Below are 17970 nucleotides of genomic sequence, written 5' to 3'. Positions count from 1 at the left end.
GGCGCCGGACGGGTGCGGTCGGCGCCTGCTCGCCAAGGTAGAGGATCGTTGAACGATCCTTCAATACCCCTGTTGTCTCGTTCTGCGGTCTGCGGTTGAATTCCGGGCATGGCAGAGCTGACCGGACTGGCCGACGACCGCGCCCTGCTGGGCCGCACCAGCACCGCCGAGCGGGTCGCGGACATCCTCAGGAGCCGCATTGCCGAGGGCTTCTTCCCGCCCGGGACCCGGCTGTCCGAGGACAGCATCGGCGGCGCGCTCGGCGTCTCCCGCAACACGCTGCGCGAGGCGTTCAGGCTGCTCACCCATGAGCGGCTGCTCGTGCACGAGCTCAACCGCGGTGTCTTCGTACGAGTGTTGACCGTCGACGACGTGCGGGACATCTACCGCACCCGCACCCTCGTCGAGTGCGCCGTCGTCCGGGGCCTCGGCGCACCGCCGTACGCTGTCGAAGGGCTCGCGGCGGCCGTCGCCGAGGGCCGCCGGGCGGCGCGGGAAGGCGACTGGAAAGGCGTCTCCACGGCCAACATCCACTTCCACCGGGAACTCGTGGCGCTCGCCGGGAGCACCCGCACCGACGAGGTCATGCGCAGCGTCTTCGCCGAACTGCGCCTCGCCTTCCACGTCGTGGACGACCCGCGCCGGCTGCACGAGCCCTACCTGGCCCGCAACCGGCGGATACTCCAGAGCCTGGAGGCCGGCCGGGGCGAGGAGGCCGAGAAGCTCCTCGCGGAGTACCTCGACGACTCGCTCGAAGGACTGGTGGAGGTGTACGCGCGACGCGTCTCCGACCAAGGAACGGGCGGGGCCTGAGGCTGACGTCCTCGGGACCGGCCGGGCGCGCGATCCGCTGCGTCCGTGAGTGCCCGCGCGATGGCGTGGCGGGGTGCGGAAGCGAGGGTTCCGCAGGCGGGCCGCGGGGTGTGCCGCGAAGGGGCGGGGCGGGAGAGCGAGGGTCCGGGGAGCGGGGCCCGTGGGCTGTGGCGGCGAGGGGCGGGGCCGCGGGAGCGTGGGCGCTTCTGAGTCGTTTCGACCGTTGTCAGACCGAGGACCTAGTCTGTGCACCGTGACTTCGCCTGCACCGACGGACCGTGTTCCGCCCCAGCTCAGCGCGGGGCCGCGCCCCGCCCCGGGCCCGGCCGCCGACGAGGGTCTGGCGCGGCGGCTTCGCGCGCTCGCCTGCACCGCGCCGCTGCACGACCTCGACGCCCGCAAGGTCAACCTCGCGGGGGAGTACTCGGTGTACGGAATGGCGGAGGTCGCCCTCGCCGCCATCGACCTCGTCACGCTGAACATGGACTTCGACACGGGCGCCGACCACGACCAGATAGTGGCCCGCCTCATCCCCCGCATCGCGGCCCAGGCCCCGCAGCGGCCCGTCGCCGAACACGAGCGCGTGGCCCGCTGGGTCCTGGAGAACCTGATCAACGTCGGCAGCGTCGACCGCGGCTTCCGCGCCGTGTACGGCACCTTCGCGCCCGACGGTTCCTACGTCCGCCGCGACTACGACTTCAAGCTGATCGAGGAGGTGCCCGGCTACGGGGGGACCGTCTACCTCCGTACGACCGACGAGGCGGTCAACGTCCTCGTCGGCGCCCTCGACACGGACGTCACGAGCGCGCAGATCGCCGCCGAGGTCAAGCTGGAGGTGCTGATCAGCCGGGGCCGGCTCGCCGACGCGCAGCTCGCCGCCGAGCAGGCCCGGTACCGCACCGTGCAGTACTCGGAGACGCTGCGCAGGGCACTGGACGCGACCCGGCGCAACGTACGCGCGGTCGACTGGCTCCAGGCCGTCCCCGACATGATCGCGGAAGCCCTCGACCACGTCGCCGACCGCTACCGCCACGAGAACGCGATCCTCACCAACATCCGCAAGGCCCGAGACGAGTCCGAGGACCCCGAGCAGAAGCGGCGCGCCGCCGAGCTCGTGGACATCGTCAAGGACTGCATCCGCCGGCACACCCTGCTGCAGTCCCGGCTGCTGGAGGCGGGGCCGCTGTTCCGCGCCGAGCAGGACCGGCAGGCCTTCGCGACGCCCATGACCACCTCGGGCATCGATCTGTACGGCCACCTCGTCGCGCCCGTCCTGCCGCTCCCGGTGGAACAGGCGACGCGTGTCACGGACGCCTTCTTCGCGCGCGGGACCGGGCTGCGCACGCCGGTCTCGGTGCGCGTCGGGGACCTCGTGGACATACTGCTGACGCCGCCCATGGAGCGGGAGCACCTCGGCGCCGAGATGCCCGAACCCGACCTGATCGCCACGCCGGACGACAGCCGGTTCAGCGAGGAGCAGCTCGCCGCCGCCATGCACCTGCTCGAACTCCCCGCGGACGCGCCCCGCCGGCTGTCCGGGCTGCTCGCCGAGGCCCGCCGCAAGGACCCCGAACTGCCCTACCTCGTCGCCCTGTTGGCCGTGCACGCGGCCAGCCCGCCGGTCGGCACCGCCTACCGTCAGGGCGAGGAGAAGCTGCTGTTCGCCGTGGACGACGGGACCGAGCTGGACGATCCCGAGTTCGGCGGGGCGGACCTCATCGTCGGGACGGCGCTGCTCGACGCGGCCGGGATGGCCGCCGGCCGGACGGAGGCGGCGTGAACACCGAGCCCGGGCGGCCCGCAGGCCCTGCCCCGTCCACCCACGTGCGTCCAGGGCCCCAAGCCGGCGACCGACCCCAGGCCGGAGAGGCACCGCACCCGCGCCGCCGTGCCCCGGGGGGCCGGTTGACGGCCCGGCCTGGTGTCGCGCCGCGCGTCGGGCCCCGGTGGACCGGCCTCGGTTTCCGCCTCGGCTCGACCGGTCAGGCCGCCGGACCGGGCCCGCGGCACGCACACGCCGGTGTGGCGTGTCCGCCCGCCCCCGCACCCCGCGCCCCCTACCGGGGCGTCACCCCCGTACCGATGAACCGAGGAGCCTGAGCCGTGACCGAGCACGTCGAGTGGAGTGAACCGGAGGCAGCCGCCGCTCCGGCGAGCGCCGCCGTCACCCCCGCCGACGCCGCCGACGCGGCGCGGCTCGTAGCCTTCGGACTGCAGCCCAAACTGCAGCCCGCCCGCGACCAGGAGTACACCGAACTGCTGCGCCGCTACCGCGAGGACCCGCCCTTCGCCCGGCTCGCCGACGCCGTGGCTGCCGGGCTCGGCCTCGTCGTCCTGGAGGTCTCCCCGCGCGCGGGGATGGCGGTGACCGCCGCCGAGGACTCCGTGTTCGCCGTCCGCATGGGCGACTACGCGCGCCGGACGTCCGCCGACTCCAGTGACCGGTTCCTGCACGGCCTCGCGCATCTCGCCGTCGCCGCCATGGCGTTCCCGCGCCCCGAGGACCTCGCCGACGACGGGTACATCGGGCGCGTGACGGTCAACGGCGTCGACGCCTTCGTCCGGCAGGCCTGCCGGCGCCTGGAGGAGCGGGCCGACGAGACCGGCGAGAACACCGACCCGGCGACGGACGCGCCGGGCCTGGAGGCCGCTTGGCGGATCTGGGCGCGGCGCAGCTCCACCGGCGCCACCAAGGACGCGCGCAGACTCGCCGGTTCGACGACGGGCATCGTCGGCAAGGCCGTCGCGTTCCTGACCGACTCCGGTTTCCTCCAGCGCACCGGCGACGACTCGGGGGGCACGTACCGGACCACCGCCCGCTACCAGCTCCAGGTACGGGACATGGCGGGCAGCGCGGCCATGGCCGAACTCCTGGAGCTGGGCGTCGTCCCGGTCACCGACGGCACCGCGAGCCTGCTGCCCGCCGAGCAGACCGACGACCTGGAACTCGTCGCCGACGCCGGACTGCCGTTCCACTCCTGACCGCACCGCCCCCCCCACACGATCACGAGAGTCCGCCGCCATGTACGAGCTGTCCCGGGTCCGCCTCTACTCCATCGGGCCCGCCGGTGCGCGCTACGCCGACACCGTCCTGGACCTGAGGGGCGTCGGCGAGCCCGTGCCCGACCCCGCGCCCACCCAGGCGGAGTTCTTCGAGGAGGAGCCCGTCGGGCCGCCGCGCCGCCCGGCACCCGCGGGCGTCCTCTTCCTGGAGAACGGCGGCGGCAAGTCGGTCCTGCTCAAGCTGATCTTCTCGGTGATGCTGCCGGGACACCGGAACACCCTGGGCGGCGCCAGCTCCGGCGTCCTGCGCAAGTTCCTCCTCGCGGACGACTGCGGACACGTCGCGCTGGAGTGGCAGCACACCCTGACCGGCGAGTGCGTCGTCGTCGGCAAGGTCAGCGAGTGGCGGGGACGGCAGGTCTCCAACGACCCGCGCAAGTTCGCCGAGGCCTGGTACTCCTTCCGGCCCGGTCCCGGGCTGAGCCTGGACAACCTGCCCGTCGCCGAGGCCACCGCCGTCCGGCCGCCGGTCGAGGGCGTCTCCGGCGCCCAGGGCCGGCGCCGCACCATGAAGGGCTTCCGGGACGCGATCACCGAGGCCGGCAAGGCCTACCCCCACCTGGAGGTGCACTGGGAGGAGATCCACGACCGCTGGAACGAGCACCTCGGCGACCTGGGCCTCGACCCCGAACTCTTCCGCTACCAGCGCGAGATGAACGCGGACGAGGGCGAGGCCGCCGGCCTGTTCGCGGTCAAGAAGGACTCCGACTTCACCGACCTGCTGCTGCGCGCCGTCACCGACACCCGGGACACGGACGGGCTCGCCGACCTGGTCGGCGGCTTCGGCAACAAGCTGGGCAGGCGCGCCGAACTCATCGCCGAACGGGACTTCACCGCCGGGTCCGTGGATCTCCTCGGCAGGATCGTCGAGGCCGCCGAGGCCCGCGGCCGCGCGCGGGACATCCACACGGGCGCCGAGCGGCGCACCCGCACCCTGGCCAGGCGGCTCTCCGCGCGCTCGGTCCAGGAGCGGCACCGCGTGGGCGACCTCGCCCAGCAGGTCACCGCGGCCGCGCACACGGTCACCGAAGCCGAGGGCGCCCGCTCCCGGAGCGGACTGGTCGCCGCCGAACTCGCCTACCGGCACGCCTCGTTGGCCCTCGCCGCCGCCGACAGGTCCGCGGCGGCCCAGAAGCGGGAACTCGCCGACGCGCGGACCCTGCACGCCGCCTGGCAGGCCGCCGAACTGGTCCTGCGGCACCGCGCCGCCGCCGACCGCTCCGCGCGCGTGGCCGCGGCGATCCGCGAGGCCGAGCGGGACGCGGCACCCGCGCTCGCCGCCCGGGCGAAGGCCGCCGTCGACCTCGTACGCGCCCTGCACGGCGCCGCCGAAGGGGCCGAGGCGCTCGCCAACGAGGAGGAGGAGCGGTCCGCCGGACTCCAGGAGGTCGGCGAGGCGGCGCACCGCGACGCGACGGCCGCCGCCACCGAGGCGCAGCGCGCCCGCAGCGAGATCGGCCACCTGCGCCAGCGGCTGGCCGAGGTCGAGCAGGAGACCGCCGAGGCGGTGCGCGCCGGCTGGCTCGACGACAGCGCCCCGGACGCCGACCCGGCGCGGGCCGCGCTGGCCGCCAGCGACGCCGAGAAATCCGCCGTCGCCGCCTGGGACACCGCCCGGGACGCCTCGCGACGCGCCTCGGAGCACGCCCGGGAGGCGGCCGCCGCCGAGTCCCGCGCGGAACTGACCGCGGCCCGCGCGGCGGACGCGGCGACGGCCGCGGAGCGCGCCCACGACGCGGAGCGGCGCACGGCACTCGGCCTCGCGGGCGAGGAGCGGCTCACGGAACTGCTCGGCCTGCCCGGGGCCCCCGCGCGCGCGGGCGTGCCGCAGCCCCGGCGGGACGAGAGCGCCGGCGAGCCGGACCACCCGGGGCAGAGCAGCCCGCTCAGCCCGGAGGAACTGGACGGCTACGCCGATGAGTTGCGCCGCATGCTCGACGAGGGCGTCGCCTCCGCCGAGCGCCAGCTCTTCGACCTGCGAACCGCCGCGGCCGACGACGCGCGGATCCTCGGCGCGCTCGGTGACGGCGGGCTGCTGCCGCCGGGGCCGGACGTGCTGGCCACCGTCGAGTACCTGGGCGAGCACGGCATCCCGGCGCTGCCCGGCTGGCGCTATCTCGCGCAAGCCGTCGACCCCGTCGACCACGCCCGCGTACTGGCCGCCCGGCCCGAGCTCGTCGACGGCGTGATCATCACCGACCCGGACACCCACGCCCGGGCCCGTCAGGCGCTCGCCGAGGCCGCGCTGCTGCCGCGCTCCGCCGTCGCCGTCGGCACGGCCGCCGCACTGCTCGCGCCGACCCCGGCGCCGGGTGCCGGTGACGGCGGGGACGTGTTCCTCGTACCGCCCAACCCGGCCATGCACGACGAGCACGCCGCGGACGAGGAGCGGCAGGCACTGCGGGTCCGTGCGGCCGGCCGGGACGAGGAGATCCGCACCCTCGCGGCCCGGCTCGGCAAGGACCGCGAGCTGGCGGCGCGCCTGGCGTCCTGGCGTGCCGGATGCCCGGCCGGGCGGCTCGTGGAGCTCGCCGACGCCGCCCGGGACGCCCGCGCCTTCGCCGAGGAGGCGGAGGCCGAGCTGGCCGAGGCGCGGGCCGTCCGCGCCGAGGCCGACGAGGAGGCCGCCGAGGCGGCCCTCGTACGGGACGAGCGGCAGGAGGCCGCCCAGCGGGCCCGGCGTGCCGCCGACGCCCTCGCCGGACTCGCCTTCCGCCTGCGCGAACGGGCCGCCTGGCAGGTCAAGCTGCGTGAACTCGCCGACGAGGCAGCCGAGTCGGAGGGCCGCGCCCAGCACTGCCTGGAGCGCGCACGTGCCGCCGACGAGGACCGGCGCGGCGCCCAGCGCGCCGCCGACGACGCCCGCCGCACGGCCCGCGCGCTGCGCGCCGAGCGCGCCGAGATCGCGGGCGTGCCCGAAGGTGTCGAAGCCGAAGACGGCACCGAGGGCACCGACGGCGCCGCCAGGTCCTCACTGCCCGCCCTCCGCGAGGCCTACCGCGCCGCCTCCCAGCTCTACGAGAAGGTCGGTGTCGGCGCCGACCTGCGCGCCGAACAGGCCCGGGCCGAGAGCGACGAGAGCGCGGCGATCGCCGAGTTCGACCGGCTCAGCAACAAGGTGCGCACGCGCGCCGCACAGCTCCTGGAGTCGCCGGACGGCTCCGACGGCCCGTCCCGGCAGGCCGCGGCGGCCCGCGCCGAGGAACTGGTCCAGCTCCTGGAGACCCGGATGTCGACGGCGAGCGAGCAGCTCGGCCGGCTGCGCGGCGAGGCCGAGCGGCACGCACCCGAGGACGGCGGAGCCCACACCGAACTGCCCGAGGAGCTGACGCCCCGGGACGCCGAGCACGCCCAGACCCTGCTGCGCACCGCCACCGGCGAACTCGCCGCCCGCACCGAGGCGTTGAGCCAGGCACGGGAGGCGCACTCCGAGTTGCTCGACGCGCACCGCGCAGCGGAGGACGCGGCCGGCGGCTTCGAGGAGACGGCCGCCCTGCTCCGGGACCTGCTGCGCGAGCACCCGGACGAGGAGCAGGAGGAGACCGAGCCCTACCCCGGGACGCTGGAGGAGGCGCGGCACGCCGCCGCCGAGACCCGCCGCTCGCTGCGCGGTTGCGCCGCCGACCTGTCCGCCGCCGAGGCCGCCGTGCGCGAGGCGAGCGACATCCTCGTCCGGCACGCCAACTCCACGCGCTACGAGCAGGTGCGCACCCCGGCACGGCAGCAGATCCGCGAGCTGCCCGCCGCCGCGCTGCCGGAGCACGCCCAGAAGTGGGCGGACGCCTTCGCGCCCCGACTGCGCGTGCTCACCGACGAGTTGGCGCAGCTGGAGCGGAACAGGGACTCGATCGTCGACCGGCTGCGGGGGCTCGTGGAGTCGTCGCTCGCCACCCTGCGGTCCGCGCAGCGGCTCTCCCGGCTGCCCGAGGGGCTCGGCGAGTGGTCAGGGCAGGAGTTCCTGCGCATCCGCTTCGAGGAGCCCGACCAGGCGACGCTCACCGAGCGCCTCGGGGAGGTCGTCGACGAGGCCACGCGTGCGGCGGTCAAGAAGAACTCGGACATGCGCCGCGACGGCATGTCGTTGCTGCTGCGGGGCGTCAGCGCCGCACTGCACCCGAAGGGCGTCGCCGTCGAGATCCTCAAGCCGGACGCCGTGCTGCGTGCCGAGCGCGTCCCCGTCGGGCAGATGGGCGACGTCTTCTCCGGCGGCCAGCTGCTCACCGCCGCCATCGCCCTGTACTGCACGATGGCGGCGCTGCGCAGCAACGACCGGGGCCGCGACAAGCACCGGCACGCCGGCACGCTCTTCCTCGACAACCCCATCGGGCGGGCCAACGCGACGTACCTGCTGGAGCTCCAGCGCGCCGTGTCCGACGCGCTGGGCGTCCAACTCCTTTACACGACCGGCCTGTTCGACACGACCGCGCTCGCCGAGTTCCCGCTCGTCATCCGGCTGCGCAACGACGCCGACCTGCGGGCCGGGCTGAAGTACATCAGCGTCGAGGAGCACCTGCGGCCCGGTCTGCCGCGGGAGTCGGCCCCGGGGGAGCCCGGCCACAGTGAGATCACCGCGACGCGGATGTACAAGCGGCCGGCGCCGAGCGCCTCGTAGCGGACGGCCGTTCGCCCGGGCACGGCACGTGTGACCGTGCCCGGGCTCCGCGTCCTTGGGGAGACGTCCGCCGTCAGTCGGTCGCGGGGGCGGCGGTGGGGGCGGACGTCTGCGGGTGCAGCCGGTGCTCGGCGAGGACGCCGGTGCGGTGCCGCTGGACGAACCAGTAGTAGGCGTACCCGCCACCGGCGATCACCGCGACGAACAGGACCGCGCCCCAGCGCAGGTACCAGTGGTACGGGGCCGCCGCGTTGTAGACCTCGGACCGCGGCCAGATCAGGTTGACGGTCATGGCCGTGCCCCAGAGCACGGCGAGGACGTTGACCGGCAGGCCCCAGCGGCCCAGCGAGAACTTGCCGTCGCCCGCGGGCCGCCAGGTGCCGCGCAGACGCGCCACCAGCATCGGGACGGTCACGCCGAGGTAGGCGAGGTAGACCATGACGATGCCGATGCTGGTGACGACGGTGAAGATCTGCGGCTGGCGGATGTTCACGACGAGGATCGCCACGGCGAGCACGCCGATGATCACCGCGGGCAGCACCGGCGTCCGGAATCGCGGGCTCACCCGGGCCATCAGGGCGGACGCGGGGAGGTTGTTGTCCCGGGCCATCGCGAAGGCCAGCCGGATCGCCGCCGTGTGCACCGCGAGCGCGCAGACCGTGACCGCGATCAGCACACACCACAGCATCGCCTTGCCGGCCGTCGGTCCGAGCACGTCGAGGACGATGTACTGCAGCCCGTCCGTGGACAGCTTCTCGCCCTTGAGGCCGCCGACGCTCATCAGCGCGAGCAGCAGGACCAGCCCGCCGAGGACGAACGAGGCGACGATCGCGCGGAGGATGGCGCGCGGGGCGTTGCGCGAGGGGTCCAGGGACTCCTCGCCCAGGGAGGCAGCCGTGTCGAAGCCGTACATGACGTACGCGGACGCGAGTGAGGCGACGAGGAACGGGCCGAGGTAGCCGAACGACTCGCCGGTCCCGTGGCCCTGCGTCTCCATGACGACCTGCGGTCCGCGCGTGATGTGGACGGCGAACAGCACGATGAGGACGACGGTCGCGATCAGCTCGACGAGGACGCCGGCGCTGTTGATGGTGGCCATGAGCTTCACGCCGAAGGCGTTCACCAGGGTGGTGAAGAGAATGAGCACCGTGGCCAGGACCACGGCGTTCGTCGCGACGTCGTACTTCCCGGTGCCGTCCCCGACGAACTGGAAGACGGACGAGATCTGCGGCAGCGTCAGCTGATAGGCGAGGGCCACGGCGGCGATCGACACGATGGAGGCGACGAGCATCATCCACCCGGCCAGCCAGCCGAGGTGCGGATTGCCCATCTTCTTCGACCAGTTGTAGACGGACCCGGCGACGGGGTGACGGGCGGCCAGTTCGGCGAAGCACAGGGCCACCATGAACTGTCCGGCGAAGACCATCGGCCAGGACCACCAGTAGGCGGGGCCGCCGCTGCCGTAACCGAAGTAGAAGAGCTGGAAGGTGCCGGTGAGGATCGAGATGTAGCTGATGCCGGCGGCGAAGGTGTGGAAGTTGCCGAGGGTGCGCTTGAGTTCGGGTCGGTAGCCGAACTCGGCCAGTTCGGAGTCGTCGTTCTGCCCGGTCGTGGGCGGACGGGTCGTCATGAGCGGCCTCCTGGATCGGCGAGCGGGGACGACCCGTGCGGGACCCTGCCGGTTCGCCTGGCGACGCCCACAGCTGGCAGGCCGCCCGGCGACTCCACCCTCATCAGGCCGACGCGCAACTCTCGTACCAGTCAGGCCTATCCGGCAATCCCCGTACAAGCGCGGACCGCCGAGCAAGTCCCGTACCGACTGTCCCGGCCCCGGCTACCCCGACCGGTACCCGGAAACCCCGTACCGACAAGGCCGGCCCTGAGAGGCCCCGCGCACTCAGGGCCGCCCTGGCAACCCCGTACCGGCAAGGTCGGCACGACAACGCGTACCGACAGGCCGAAGCGCCAACCCCGTACCCGCGAACGCCGTTCCGCCTCGCGCCTACGAGTGCGACAGTCGGCGGGCGCCGCTCCGGCGCCGTATCCGCTGCTGGGCGCGCTCCGCCGTGCGGGCGTGCCGGCGGGCCGTGCGACGCTCGCGCCTGAGCGCGCGTGCCGTGCTGCTCGGGACGGACACCACTCCGTGCCGCTGGTTCCACACCTGGCGGGTGACCCAGACGTCGAGGGCGGCCCAGGTGGCGACCACGGTGCTCGCGACGCTGCTGAGGACCATCGGGAAGGCCAGCCAGGAGCCGGCCAGGGTGCACAGGAAGGCCACCACGCCCTGCATGAGCGTGACCGCGATGATGATCACGGCGCGCACGGCCGCCGTACGCACCGGATCGGGCAGCCGGCGCCTGCGCGCGGGCTCCTCGACCCACAACGGCCGGTAGTAGTACCGCTCTTCGGCGCGCTCGCGGGCCGCTCCGCCGGACCCCGCGCCCGCCCTCGGGTCACCGCTCTCCGCCGTGGACCGGGGCGCGGTCAGCACCTCGTCCGCCTGGACCAGCCGGTGGGTGCCGCTGTCGTCCCCGCGCGGGTCGGCCGGGCGTGGACCAGTGGCGTCGCCCGCGCGCTGGGGGCCCCGTGGCCCGGCCGTCGTCGCGTCGCGTCCGCCCGTCGTGGCGCCGGGATCGGGGGCCTGCGGTCCCCGTCGTGCAGCCACCGGCGTCGCAACGCCGCTCCTGAGCGCCTCGCGCTCCACCGTGCCCATCAACTCGTCACTCCCCATCCCCAGCAGACCGCTCGCCCTGGTGCCTCAGGACTCCCGCTTCCCAGTGGCCTGCCCGGGTTGCGCTGTTTTACGCGACCTGGACGCGGCCTGCGGCACCTTGTGGCCGGTTCCGCCCCTCGTTCCCGTACAGAAAGACGAACGACCTCCGGCAAAGATTCCCGGCGACCGAAGCTTTCCGGCCAACCGGCCGGGCAGTTGAACGCGTTGTGGCCCCGACGCGGGTGCCGGAACGGGGAGGCAATCTCCCGCAATGCACGGACAACTGCTGATGTCCCGTGCGGTACACGGCAGATGGAGGTTCGGACAGCCCTTCGAGATACCGCTGTGTCGGTAGTAGGCTCACGCCGTTTGTTGACGCACATGTGTGCCCCCGGGCCGGCGGGGGTCGAGCTGGGGGAGGCCATGCGCTTTCGCGGGAAGTCCATCCGCCGGAAGATCGTGGCGCTGCTGCTCGTGCCGCTCGTGTCCCTGACCGCGATCTGGGGCTTCGCCACGGTGCTCACCGGGCGCGAGGCGATCCACCTGTTCGAGGTGTCCGACGTCGTCGAGAAGGTCGGTTTCGCCACCGAGGACACCGTCGGCGTCCTCCAGCAGGAACGCCGCCAGAGCCTCGTCCACCTCGCCGACCCGCGTGCCTCGGACGCCCAGGCGGCGCTCAGGCGCAGCAGGGCCGCCACCGACAAGGCCGTCGCCAAGGTCCGCAGGAACGCCGAGGACCCGGACGTGCGCGGGGAGATGAGCGAGGGCACCGGCGAGCGCGTCGCCTCGATCCTGGACGCCCTGGACGGGCTCGACTCGCTGCGCCACGGCGTCGACGAGGGCACCGTCGACCGGACCCAGGCACTCGACCTCTACAACCGGATCGTCGACCCCTGCTACGTCCTCCTGGCCAACCTCCACGTGCTGGACAACGTCGAGATGGACAAGCAGGGCCGGGCCCTGGCCAACGTCGGGCGCGCCCGGGAGCTGCTCTCCCGCGAGGACGCGCTCCTCGGCTCGGCGCTCGTCGCGGGCCGGATCACCGACGACGAGATCCGCGACGTGTCGGACCTCGTCGCCCAGCGCAGCCTGCTGTACGACACCAGCCTGCCGCTGCTGCCGGGCTCCGAACGCGCCCGCTTCGAGCGCTACTGGAAGAACGCCGGCACCGCGCCCCTGCGCAACGCCGAACAGGCCGTCATCGCCGCGACCCCGGGCGCGCCCCGCGGGATCACCGCGAAGAGCTGGGACGAGACGGCCGGGGCGACCCTCGTCGAACTGGGACGAATGGACGACGAGGCCCAGGACCGCTACCGGGACCGGGTCCACCCCCTGGCGGTCAACGTCATCGTCAAGGCCGCCATCGCGGGCGTCCTGGGCCTGGCGGCCCTGCTCGTCTCCCTGTTCATGTCCGTGCGCATCGGCCGGACCCTGATCCGCGACCTGCGCAGGCTGCGGCTGGAGGCCCACGAGGCGTCCGGCGTACGGCTGCCGAGCGTCATGCGCCGGCTCTCCGCGGGCGAACAGGTCGACGTGGAGACGGAAGTGCCGCGCCTGGAGTACGACAAGAACGAGATCGGCGAGGTCGGCCAGGCCCTCAACACCCTCCAGCGCGCCGCCGTCGAGGCCGCCGTCAAGCAGTCGGAACTGCGCGAGGGCGTCTCCGAGGTCTTCGTCAACCTCGCCCGGCGCAGCCAGGTCCTGCTGCACAAGCAGCTCACACTGCTCGACACCATGGAACGCAGGACCGAGGACACCGACGAACTCGCCGACCTGTTCCGCCTGGACCACCTGACGACGCGTATGCGCCGCCATGCCGAGGGTCTCGTCATCCTCTCGGGCGCGGCACCCTCACGGCAGTGGCGCAAACCCATCCAGCTCATGGACATCGTGCGCGCCGCCGTCGCCGAGGTCGAGGACTACGAGCGCATCGAGGTACGCCGTCTGCCGCGGGTCGCCGTCACCGGCCCGGCGGTCGCCGACCTCACCCACCTCGTGGCCGAACTCCTGGAGAACGCCACCGTGTTCTCGCCCCCGCACACCGCAGTCCAGGTGCTCGGGGAGCGCGTCGCCAACGGCTTCACGCTGGAGATCCACGACCGCGGCCTCGGCATGGCCGCCGAGGCGCTGCTCGACGCCAACCTCCGGCTCGCCGAGACCCCCGAGTTCGAGCTGTCCGACACCGACCGGCTCGGCCTGTTCGTGGTCAGCCGGCTCGCCCAGCGGCAGAACGTCCGCGTCTCCCTGCAGCCCTCCCCGTACGGCGGCACCACGGCCGTCGTCTTCATCCCCGACGTGCTGCTCACCGACGACGTGCCCGACACGAACGGCACCGGCTTCCGCCTCGACCGCGCGACGCAGGCGAAGGAGACCGGGAGCGAGCAGGACCGCAAGGCGGCGCTGGCGCAGGTCCCGGTACGGCTGCCGGGCCTGCCCGCCTCGATCCTGGACGGTCCCGTCGAACTGGAGGCCCCCGTCGGCCTCGACGCGCTGGGCGACCTGCCCGGCGTCCTGGGCGAGGACGACGGCGAGGGAGGCGGCCTCTTCCGGCCGCGCCGCTCCGTCACCGGTGTCCCCGGCGAGCAGCACCAGCAGGCGCGTGAGGGCCACGGCGAGTCGGCGCGCCCCGCCGACCCGGTCCACCCCGACGCCCCCGTACCGCTGCCGCAGCGCCGCAGGGCCCCCAAGCTGGTCAGCTCGCACGGGCGCCCGGTGACGGAGGCGCGGTCCCGGCGCGGGGACGCGGAGGGGGAGTCGACGGAGAGTACGGAGCCGTTGCCGTCCAGGCACGCGGAGTTCGAGGAGGCGGCGCCCTCGGCGGCCCGCCGCGGTGCGCGCGCCGACACGGCACGCGCCGTCGCCGAGCGCCCCGTGTCGTCGCGCCGCTTCGGCGGCGGACGCGGCGATCCCCTGGGCGGGCCGGACGGCGGACTCGGTGAAGCGTCGGCTCCCCTCGGGAGCGAGCGCACCGGCACCTCCGGGCGGCACGGCGAGCCCGGTCAGGCCCACGGCGTCGTCCCCGCGCGCGGGCGCCGCTCCGACCGGCCGGGCGGTACGGACGAGACGGCCGCGACCGGCTTGGAGAGCCCGGACGCTGGCGCGCTGCCCCGCCGGGTACGGCAGGCCAGCCTCGCCCCGCAGCTGAAGGACGGACCCGAGCGGCGCACCGAGCGCGACAGGACCGCGGGTGAAGGTCCGCTTCCCGCCGAACGTGACGCCGACGACGTACGCAGCCGCATGGCCTCCCTCCAGCGGGGCTGGCAGCGCGGCCGCGAGGAGAACGCCGGGGGCGACGATGCCCACGGCGGCTCAGCACAAGGAACGACAGAGGGAGACGGTCGATGACCGCACCGAAGGCCGCAGGGCACCCCGTGAGCAGCGCGACGTCGGGGGAGCTCAACTGGCTCCTCGACGATCTGGTGGACCGGGTCGCCAGCATCCGCAAGGCGATCGTGCTCTCCGGCGACGGACTGCCCACGGGTGTCTCCAAGGACCTGACCCGGGAGGACAGCGAGCACCTGGCCGCCGTCGCCTCCGGGTTCCACAGCCTCGCCAAGGGGGTCGGTCGGCACTTCGAGGCGGGCAGCGTCCGGCAGACGATCGTGGAGCTCGACGACGCGTTCCTGTTCGTCACGGCCGCCGGCGACGGCAGCTGCCTGGCCGTCCTCTCCGAGGCCGAATCCGACATCGGACAGGTCGCCTACGAGATGACGCTCCTGGTCAAGCGGGTCGGCGTGCATCTGGGCGCGGCTCCGCGCACCGAGCTGCCCACCGACGGGTAGTGGGATGGCATGAGCGGAGACGGTCAGGGGACCAGCCACTGGTTCGACGACGAAGCCGGACCGGTGGTCCGTCCGTACGCCATGACGCGCGGGCGCACCACCAGCCCGGCCCAGCACCGGCTCGACCTGATCGCGGTGGTCGTCACGGAGACCCACGCGGACGACCCCGAGGCGGACCAGACGCTGTCCCCGGAGCACGTGCACATCGTCGAACTCTGCCGTGACGCCCCGCAGTCGGTCGCCGAACTCGCCGCGGAACTCGACCTCCCCATCGGCGTGGTCAGGGTCCTGATCGGCGACCTCGTGGACGAGGAACTGGTTCACGTGACCCGTCCCGTACCGCCCGCGGAGCTGCCGGACGAGAGCATCCTGCGCGATGTGATCAGCGGCCTCCGGGCGCTGTGAGCGGCGGAACCGGGGTGAGGACGTGACAGGCCGGCAGCCCCGGCCCGGCCGCCGAGGGCGGGCCGGGAAGCGCTCTCTCCGGACCCGCTCCGCCGCCGTCCGCGCGGGCACGGCGTCCCGGCCGCGAGGGCGGGACGACCGCCACGGAACCCGGCGGAAGTGAGACGGCGGATGCCCGCCCCGGAGACGTACCTGTCATCGACATTCCGCGCGGCGGCCACGGTCCGCCCCGCCCGACCCCAGCGAAGCAGGAGAAGAGACCGATGATCTTCGGGCGAACTGAGCGCGGCAAGCCTCCGGTCGAGCCCGTCACGCTCAAGATCCTCGTCGCCGGCGGTTTCGGCGTCGGGAAGACGACCCTCGTCGGCGCGGTCAGCGAGATCAGGCCGCTGCGGACGGAGGAGATGCTCACCGAGGCGGGGCGTCCGGTCGACGACATCAGCGGTGTGGAGAGCAAGAAGACCACCACCGTCGCGATGGACTTCGGCCGCATCACCCTCCGCGAGGACCTGGTGCTGTACCTCTTCGGGACGCCGGGACAGGACCGCTTCTGGTTCCTGTGGGACGAACTGGCCACCGGTGCCCTCGGTGCGATCGTCCTCGCCGACACCCGTCGCCTGGAGGACTGCTTCGCCGCGGTCGACTACTTCGAGCGGCGCTCCATCCCCTTCGTGATGGGCGTCAACTGCTTCGAGGGCGCGGCCCGTTACCCGGCCGAGGACGTCCGCCGGGCGCTCGACCTGGACGAGGGCGTCCCCGTGGTGCTCTGCGACGCCCGGGACCGCGAATCGGCCAAGGAAGTACTCATCAGGGTCGTCCAGCACGCGATGGACCAGGCCGCCGTACGCCGCGAGGCCGCCACCGGCTGACGGCACCCGTACGCCGCGCCGGCCGGCCCGTGCGTGCGGCCCGTACCCCCGCCGACCGGGGTACGGGCCGCACTCCTGCACGCGCGTGTGGGCCCACGGGGACCCACACGCACGCAGCGCCGACGACCGGGGTCGTACGCGCGCGGCTCACGTCATGCCACGCGCGCGTGCCTCACCGGCCGGATCACACGCCCTCCTCGTGCCAGCCGAAGCTCTTCTCCACCGCCTTGTGCCAGTTGTGGTACTCGCGGTCGCGCTCGGCGGACTCCATGACCGGCGTCCACTCGACGTCCTTCCGCCAGTGCGTCTTGAGCTCGTCGAGGTCGCTCCACACGCCCGTGGCCAGTCCTGCCGCGTAGGCCGCGCCCAGACACGTCGTCTCGGAGACCTTCGGACGGATCACCGGCACACCCAGGACGTCCGCCTGATGCTGCATCAGGAGGTTGTTCTTGGTCATGCCGCCGTCGACCTTCAGGGTGGTGATCTGCACCCCGGAGTCCTGGTACATGGCGTCGACGACCTCGCGGGTCTGCCAGCTCGTGGCCTCCAGGACCGCGCGGGCCAGGTGCGCCTTGGTGACGTACCGGGTGAGGCCGGTGACGACACCCCGCGCGTCGGAACGCCAGTAGGGCGCGTACAGGCCCGAGAAGGCCGGCACGATGTACGCCCCGCCGTTGTCCTCCACGCTCGCCGCCAGCGTCTCGATCTCGTCCGCGGTGCGGATGATCCCCAACTGGTCGCGGAACCACTGCACCAGGGCCCCGGTGATGGCGATCGAGCCCTCCAGGCAGTAGACCGGCGCCTCGTCGCCGATCTTGTAACCCATCGTGGTCAGCAGGCCGTTCTTCGAGGGGACGGGCCGGTTGCCGGTGTTGAGCAGCAGGAAACTGCCGGTGCCGTAGGTGTTCTTGGCCGTGCCGACGTCGTAGCAGGCCTGGCCGAACACGGCCGCCTGCTGGTCGCCGAGCGCCGACGCGACCGGGACGCCCCCGAGTTGGCCCACGGCGGTGCCGTACACCTCGGAGGAGGACCGGATCTCGGGCAGCATCGCCTCGGGGATGTTCATCGCGGAGAGGATGGACGGGTCCCACTGGAGGGTCTCCAGGTTCATCAGCATGGTGCGCCCGGCGTTGGTGACGTCGGTGACGTGCCGTCCGCCGTCCGTGCCGCCGGTGAGGTTCCAGATCAGCCACGAGTCGATCGTGCCGAAGGCGATCTCGCCGCGTTCGGCACGCGCGCGCAGACCCGGCACGTTGTCCAGCAGCCAGGCCGCCTTGGGCCCGGAGAAGTAGCTGGCCAGCGGCAGTCCGGTCTGCTCGCGGAAACGGTCCTGCCCGTCCGTGCCGCCCAGTTCGCCGCAGAGGGCGGAGGTACGGGTGTCCTGCCAGACGATGGCGTTGTGCACCGGCTTGCCCGTGGCGCGGTCCCACAGCACCGTCGTCTCACGCTGGTTGGTGATCCCGAGAGCGCTGAGCTGGTCGGCGCGCAGCCCGGCCTTGGCGATCGCTCCCGCGACCACGGCCTGCACCTTGGACCAGATCTCGGTGGCGTCGTGCTCCACCCAGCCGGGCTTGGGGAAGATCTGTCGGTGCTCGCGCTGGTCGACGGCGACGATCGCGCCGGCCCGGTCGAAGACGATGCAGCGGCTGGAGGTGGTGCCCTGGTCGATTGCGGCGACGTACTTCTCGGCGTTGTCCGGCATGGATACCCCTT

11 protein-coding genes are annotated in these 17970 nt (G+C 73.5%); 8 read left to right on the top strand and 3 right to left on the bottom strand.

What is annotated here, in order from left to right:
* The first annotated feature begins 108 nt into the window (after positions 1–108).
* The 4 genes from ACZ4VA_RS14595 to ACZ4VA_RS14580 all read left to right on the top strand — a co-directional run bounded on the left by ACZ4VA_RS14595 (position 109) and on the right by ACZ4VA_RS14580 (position 8488).
* Complete coding sequence (locus ACZ4VA_RS14595; RefSeq protein ID WP_355792562.1) at positions 109–813, top strand: GntR family transcriptional regulator; 705 nt, start codon at positions 109–111, stop codon at positions 811–813.
* A gap of 253 nt (positions 814–1066) precedes the next feature.
* The gene (locus ACZ4VA_RS14590) at positions 1067–2593 is read left to right on the top strand and encodes a hypothetical protein (protein WP_356242236.1); all 1527 of its coding nucleotides are present in this window, start codon (positions 1067–1069) and stop codon (positions 2591–2593) included.
* A 323-nt stretch (positions 2594–2916) separates the two neighbouring features.
* Positions 2917–3795: a hypothetical protein gene (locus ACZ4VA_RS14585; RefSeq protein ID WP_356166394.1), complete on the top strand. Its 879-nt coding sequence runs from the start codon at positions 2917–2919 to the stop codon at positions 3793–3795.
* Between the two features lie 40 nt (positions 3796–3835).
* Positions 3836–8488, top strand: a complete 4653-nt coding sequence (locus tag ACZ4VA_RS14580; RefSeq protein ID WP_468081523.1) for a hypothetical protein — start codon at positions 3836–3838, stop codon at positions 8486–8488.
* A 73-nt stretch (positions 8489–8561) separates the two neighbouring features.
* Here ACZ4VA_RS14580 and ACZ4VA_RS14575 read toward each other — a convergent pair whose 3' ends face one another.
* On the bottom strand, positions 8562–10118 hold the full coding sequence (locus ACZ4VA_RS14575; RefSeq protein WP_468081521.1) for an APC family permease: 1557 nt from the start codon (positions 10116–10118) through the stop codon (positions 8562–8564).
* A 372-nt stretch (positions 10119–10490) separates the two neighbouring features.
* Positions 10491–10976, bottom strand: coding sequence for a hypothetical protein (locus tag ACZ4VA_RS14570; RefSeq protein WP_388906967.1), 486 nt, complete (start codon positions 10974–10976; stop codon positions 10491–10493).
* Positions 10977–11624: 648 nt separating this feature from the next.
* On the opposite strand from ACZ4VA_RS14570, the gene ACZ4VA_RS14565 reads away from it, so the two are divergent.
* From ACZ4VA_RS14565 to ACZ4VA_RS14550, 4 genes are all read left to right on the top strand, one after another.
* Entirely contained in the window at positions 11625–14546 is a 2922-nt protein-coding gene (locus ACZ4VA_RS14565; RefSeq protein ID WP_452923960.1) for a sensor histidine kinase, read from the top strand.
* Positions 14543–14983 carry a roadblock/LC7 domain-containing protein gene (locus ACZ4VA_RS14560; RefSeq protein WP_355794421.1) on the top strand — a complete coding sequence of 147 codons (441 nt, stop codon included), beginning with the start codon at positions 14543–14545 and terminating at the stop codon, positions 14981–14983. Before ACZ4VA_RS14565 ends, ACZ4VA_RS14560 begins: the two co-directional genes overlap by 4 nt.
* Positions 14984–14992: 9 nt before the next feature.
* Entirely contained in the window at positions 14993–15388 is a 396-nt protein-coding gene (locus ACZ4VA_RS14555) for a DUF742 domain-containing protein (RefSeq protein ID WP_355794420.1), read from the top strand.
* Between the two features lie 263 nt (positions 15389–15651).
* Positions 15652–16257, top strand: a complete 606-nt coding sequence (locus ACZ4VA_RS14550; RefSeq protein ID WP_355794419.1) for a GTP-binding protein — start codon at positions 15652–15654, stop codon at positions 16255–16257.
* A 184-nt stretch (positions 16258–16441) separates the two neighbouring features.
* On the opposite strand, the gene glpK is transcribed toward ACZ4VA_RS14550, so the two are convergent.
* Positions 16442–17959, bottom strand: coding sequence for a glycerol kinase GlpK (gene glpK / locus ACZ4VA_RS14545; RefSeq protein WP_355793697.1), 1518 nt, complete (start codon positions 17957–17959; stop codon positions 16442–16444).
* Between the last annotated feature and the right edge of the window lie 11 nt (positions 17960–17970).

The sequence above is a fragment of the Streptomyces sp. NPDC028308 genome, from assembly GCF_055565855.1.
The sequence above is the reverse complement of the archived record's forward strand: the minus strand, read 5'-3'. Positions and strand labels throughout refer to the sequence as shown.